This is a genomic window from Chryseobacterium sp. C2(2020), assembly GCF_014218915.1.
GTDB lineage: Bacteria > Bacteroidota > Bacteroidia > Flavobacteriales > Weeksellaceae > Chryseobacterium > Chryseobacterium mucoviscidosis.
In genome coordinates, this window is sequence record NZ_JACLCT010000077.1 from 1 (window position 1) to 4,790 (window position 4,790).

Here is a 4,790-nt window from a genome sequence, read left to right on the forward strand (position 1 = left end):
GTTTTAGTATTTGTTCAATTCTAAAATATTAATTTTAGACATTAAGCACCTCATGTTTTTCTCCGAATTCACGTTACAAAAGCAGGGAAAAATGGACAGAAAATCAAAGTAAACGAGTAAAGATCCTGTTTAGAGAATATCCCGATTTAGAAAAAATCTACCATTTATCGGATAGTTTAAGAAAAATATACAATCAAAATATAACAAAATCCGTTGCCATGTTGAAGTTGGCTCATTGGTTTAAGGATGTTGAAGAGTCAGGTTTTAAATCATTTTCTACACTAAAGAACACCATTATAAATCATTACAACGATATTCTCAATTATTTTGAAGCAAGAAGCACCAATGCTGCTGCGGAATCTTTTAATGCGAAAATTAAAAACTTCAGACTACAACTTCGAGGGGTAAAAGACAGAACTTTCTTTCTATTCAGGTTGACTAAACTTTTTGCATAGCCCCCAAGTTTTGCGATTGATCCTTCATTTATTTTCAAAGTGTTGTGACCATGTTGTGCCTGATAAAAACAAAAAAACCTGACAATCAAATGATTATCAGGTTTTCTATGTACCCCAGGCGGGACTTGAACCCGCACGCCAAAAGAGGCACAGGATTTTAAGTCCTGCGTGTCTACCAGTTCCACCACCAGGGCGGCGTGGAGCGAAAAACGGGATTCGAACCCGCGACCCCAACCTTGGCAAGGTTGTGCTCTACCAGCTGAGCTATTTTCGCATACTGTGCGGATGAAGGGACTCGAACCCCCACGCCTCTCGGCACCAGATCCTAAGTCTGGCGTGGCTACCAATTACACCACATCCGCGTTGATTATGATGAAAACTTATTTTTTTAAAAGAACTTGTTTCGTTTTGTCGTTTTCAGTGGTGCAAAGATAGGATAAATTCTTTTACCTCCAAACTTTTCAGGAAAAAAAATTAAAATTTTTACATTTTTTTTTTCGCGTAGCCTTTATTACGATTGATTTTCTTACTTTTACAGCGTTAATTAATATGATATGGAATTACAAGGAACGGTAAAGAAAATATTTGATGCTCAGACTTTTGCGAGCGGTTTCCAAAAGAGAGAAATGGTGATTCTGACGCAGGAGCAGTATCCACAACCGATAAACATAGAATTTTTGTCTGATAAGATCAGTTTATTGGATAATTTAAGAGAAGGAGAGAATGTGAAAGTAGGAATCAACATCAGAGGAAGAGAATGGGTTTCTCCACAAGGCGAAACAAAATACTTCAATTCCATTACAGGATGGAGAGTAGAAAAAGTATTCGATAATGCTTCAGAACCTACACAGGCAGCGCCATCGCAGTCTGCTTCTCCGGTTTCCAACGAGAATCCTTTTGCAGATGACGAGGACGATGATCTTCCTTTCTAATACAATAGATAACACTGAAAATACAAATCCTGCTTTATAAAGTAGGATTTTTTTTGAAAATGGTTCGATTAGACGAAAACGAAATTTCATTTCCCGATCCGAAGGTTTATGACGGGCACGAAGGTGTTATTGCTTTTGGCGGTGATCTTTCGATCGACAGAGTTTGGTTTGCCTATCAGTTGGGAATTTTCCCATGGTATAATCCCGATGAGGAAATTCTTTGGTGGTGTCCTGATCCGAGATTTGTATTGTTTCCGAAAGAGATTAAGATTTCAAAGTCGATGAAAAAAATTCTCAACAGGAATATTTTTACTTTTTCGGAAAACAAAAATTTCAGAGAGGTTATCAGAAACTGTCAGGAAATTAGCAGGAAAGGACAGACTGGAACATGGCTTTCGGATGAATTAATGAACGTTTTCATCAGGCTTCATGATTACGGACTGGCAAAAAGCATTGAAGTATGGCAGGATGAAGAATTGGTCGGTGGTTTTTATGGTTTACAGATTGGGAATGTTTTCTGCGGCGAAAGCATGTTTGCCAAAGTGAGCAACGCTTCCAAAGCCGGATTTATTTATTTCGCTGAAAAATATCAGAACAGCATCGAACTTATTGACTGCCAGTCTCACACAGACCACCTTGAAAGCCTGGGAGCAAGGATGATTCCTAAAAAAGAGTTTTTAAAAATTTTATACGAAAACAATGAACGCAGATAAAGAAAAATGGATCCTTCTGGTTGTACTCAGTATCATTTGGGGATCGTCATTTATTCTGATCAAAAAATCTCTGGAGCATTTCAGTCCTTATCAGGTGGGAGCTTTACGGGTTTTAATCGCAGGAATTATTCTGATGCCTGTTGCAATTTCAAAATACAAACTTTTTCCCAAGAAGCATTTAAAATGGCTGATTTTAGCGGCTTTTACGGGGAATTTTTTTCCGATGTTTCTGTTTCCGATTGCAGAGACAGAAGTAAGCAGTAGTATTGCGGGAATTATCAACTCCATGATGCCGATTTTCGTGATTATTGTGGGCGCTCTGATCTGGAAGTTTGAAACAACAAAGAAACAGCTTATCGGGACTTTAATAAGTTTCAGCGGAGTTTGTCTACTGGCTTTTGGCGGAGACGGAGAAGACGGAAAATTTAAAATGATTCCTATTTTGCTGCTGATTCTGGCTACTTTTTGCTATGCTTTGAGCACAACAACGGTGAAATCAAAGCTTATGGAAGTTTCGTCAACCGTTTTATCAGCTTTTGTGTTTGGCTTTGTTTTATTTTTTCCTTCCTTAATTGCTTTAACTTTTACAGGATTTTTTTCGACATTCAGTTTTGATGAAAGCAATCTGACCGGACTTTTTTTTGTAAGTCTTCTATCAATTTTCGGAACCGGACTGGCTATGATGATGAATTACCGTCTGTTAAAAGTTTCAACGCCATTATTTGCATCAACCGTAACTTTACTGATGCCTATTGTTGCAATCATCTGGGGAATTCTGGATGGTGAAAAGCTTTCAGTTTTACAGTTTTTGGGGGCAAGTATTATTATTGCAGGACTCATCTTTTTAAGGACAAAATCTAATATAATTAAAAAATAAATCCTGCATTTCTGCAGGATTTTTATTGTGTAATCGGAAAATCAAATGACTAATTTTTCTTTTTAACTTTTGCCTTCACTTTTTTAACCTCATCTTTAATGAAGGGATATTTTTTCTGCATATCCGTTACTAAAGAAGGATCAAGCTCTAGCGCATTCTGAAGAGATTCAACGCCTTTTTCCTGATCTTTAAGGTTGAAATAACAGTTGCTGAGCTGATAATACAATTCGGCTCTGTTATGCGATTTTAAAGCTTCTTTTAAAACGATAATCGCTTCTTCATATTCTCCCAAAAGCATTAAAACTTCCGAGTAAGCGTACCAGTTGTAGAATCTTGAAGGTTCCACATCCACCAGCTTTTTAAGACAAGAAAGACTTTCCTCGAACTTACCTGAATCAATGAACAGAAATGCTAATCTTTTCTGGTAATCAAGGTTATTTTCGTTAAGATACGTAGCTTCTCTTGCAAAATGCAATGCTTCCGTCATTCCGCCCATTTCCTCGTAAAGATACGACTGCTCCATCATGGCAAGATAGAACTGCGGATCTTCTCTTAAGGATTTCTGGAAAAAGTTTAAGGCAACGATAGGCTGCTTCAGAGCTTTATAACACAGCCCAATTTTATAGAAGGTAAACGCTTTGGTATATTCCAGTTCCAGCATTTCTTCGTAGACTTCGATTGCTTTTTTATACTGTCCTAAAGCTTCATAACAAGCCGCTTTATTGGCATAAACTCCTACAGAGTTGGAATTGATCGCCAATAAATAATCGTATCCTTTTATCGCTTCTTCGTAATTTTTCCTATTGAAATAGAACTGTCCGTATTCCAACCACGCTACTTCAGAATAGGCAAACTCGTCCAGATATTCATTCAGAAAGGCAATTGCCTCCTCGCTCTTATTAAGATCTGCAAAGCACACCATACAATTTTCCAACGAATATTCATCCGTAGGATCTTCTTTCAGTGCTTTTCTGTAATGTTTAAGAGCGTTAAAGGGGTCTCCTAAATTTACATATTCATCTGCAATAAAGTTGTGAAGGAAATTCTCTTCTTCCTTCAGCTCCAGTGCTTTTTTACAAATTTCTATGGATTTTTTAGGATTTCCTAAATTCGAATAATACTTTGCGTAGCATACCAAAAAGTCTGTGTTTTCCATTGAAGAACCTTTCAGCTCATCGATAAGATCTTTCGCCGCATTATAATCTTCCCATTCTAAAAGAACTTCAAGTTTTTTAATCTTAATGTCCAAAGAATTGGGATGAAGCTTCAAACCATAATTCACCGCCATATCGGCGTAATTAAAGTCTCCCAGCTCCAGGTAGTAAACAATGATGTCTTCCAATTCTTCTGTATCAAAGTAGAATTCATCATTATTTTCCATCATTTCTTCGAACTTCTTCACAAGTTCATTTCCAAAATACTCTTCCAATACTCACATCCTTCGTCGGCCAATGTCTGAATATGCTTACAGACCTCGACAAACTTTTTAAATTAATATTACTTCTGAAATTTATGATTCAAAATGTATGCAAAGTTGCGAAATTTTTTTGACATTTATTTTCGTAAATTTCTATCTGAAAGATAGTAAAAAGATCATTATCATCAAAGAATTGTGGATAAAAAAGGAGGAGTTATTGTTAATTTAACATAATAGTGGAAGCATTTTAGAGGAATTGAAATTCTCTTCTGATATTTACCTTTTCTTAGCATTCCATCAAAAAAAACGGAGCTAAAAAGCGAGGTCACTGAAAAACTAAATTTTTATTAACCAATAAAAAAGGAGTGTAAAACGTATAGTTTTACGCTCCTTCTT

4 protein-coding genes, 3 tRNA genes and 1 pseudogene are annotated in these 4,790 nt (G+C 36.5%); 4 read left to right on the top strand and 4 right to left on the bottom strand.

What is annotated here, in order from left to right; genetic code table 11:
• Nucleotides 1–86: 86 nt before the first annotated feature.
• Nucleotides 87–455 (top strand): annotated as a pseudogene (locus H6W52_RS20795) (ISL3 family transposase); the annotation flags it as partial.
• Between the two features lie 110 nt (nt 456–565).
• Here H6W52_RS20795 and H6W52_RS20800 read toward each other — a convergent pair.
• From H6W52_RS20800 to H6W52_RS20810, 3 genes are all read right to left on the bottom strand, one after another.
• Nucleotides 566–649 (bottom strand) — tRNA-Leu (locus tag H6W52_RS20800).
• Between the two features lie 4 nt (nt 650–653).
• Nucleotides 654–729 (bottom strand) — tRNA-Gly (locus H6W52_RS20805).
• Nucleotides 730–735: 6 nt separating this feature from the next.
• Nucleotides 736–817: transfer RNA gene (locus H6W52_RS20810), tRNA-Leu, on the bottom strand.
• A gap of 192 nt (nt 818–1,009) precedes the next feature.
• Between H6W52_RS20810 and H6W52_RS20815 the strand changes: the two genes are divergently transcribed.
• From H6W52_RS20815 to H6W52_RS20825, 3 genes are read left to right on the top strand one after another with little or no spacing between them, the layout of a single operon-like run.
• On the top strand, nt 1,010–1,387 hold the full coding sequence (locus H6W52_RS20815) for a DUF3127 domain-containing protein (protein WP_076391131.1): 378 nt from the start codon (nt 1,010–1,012) through the stop codon (nt 1,385–1,387).
• A gap of 59 nt (nt 1,388–1,446) precedes the next feature.
• Complete coding sequence (aat, locus tag H6W52_RS20820) at nt 1,447–2,100, top strand: leucyl/phenylalanyl-tRNA--protein transferase (protein ID WP_116100122.1); 654 nt, start codon at nt 1,447–1,449, stop codon at nt 2,098–2,100.
• Nucleotides 2,087–2,977 carry a DMT family transporter gene (locus tag H6W52_RS20825; protein WP_116100123.1) on the top strand — a complete coding sequence of 297 codons (891 nt, stop codon included), beginning with the start codon at nt 2,087–2,089 and terminating at the stop codon, nt 2,975–2,977. The genes aat and H6W52_RS20825 overlap by 14 nt, the downstream gene beginning before the upstream one ends.
• 49 nt (nt 2,978–3,026) lie before the next feature.
• On the opposite strand, the gene H6W52_RS20830 is transcribed toward H6W52_RS20825, so the two are convergent.
• Nucleotides 3,027–4,406, bottom strand: a complete 1,380-nt coding sequence (locus tag H6W52_RS20830; protein WP_116100124.1) for a tetratricopeptide repeat protein — start codon at nt 4,404–4,406, stop codon at nt 3,027–3,029.
• Nucleotides 4,407–4,790 lie beyond the last annotated feature (384 nt).

Bases quoted from the DNA above. Each gene is read 5' to 3' on its own strand.
- H6W52_RS20815 (WP_076391131.1), top strand. From the start codon at position 1,010: ATGGAATTACAAGGAACGGTAAAGAAAATATTTGATGCTCAGACTTTT.
- aat (WP_116100122.1), top strand. From the start codon at position 1,447: ATGGTTCGATTAGACGAAAACGAAATTTCATTTCCCGATCCGAAGGTT.
- H6W52_RS20825 (WP_116100123.1), top strand. From the start codon at position 2,087: ATGAACGCAGATAAAGAAAAATGGATCCTTCTGGTTGTACTCAGTATC.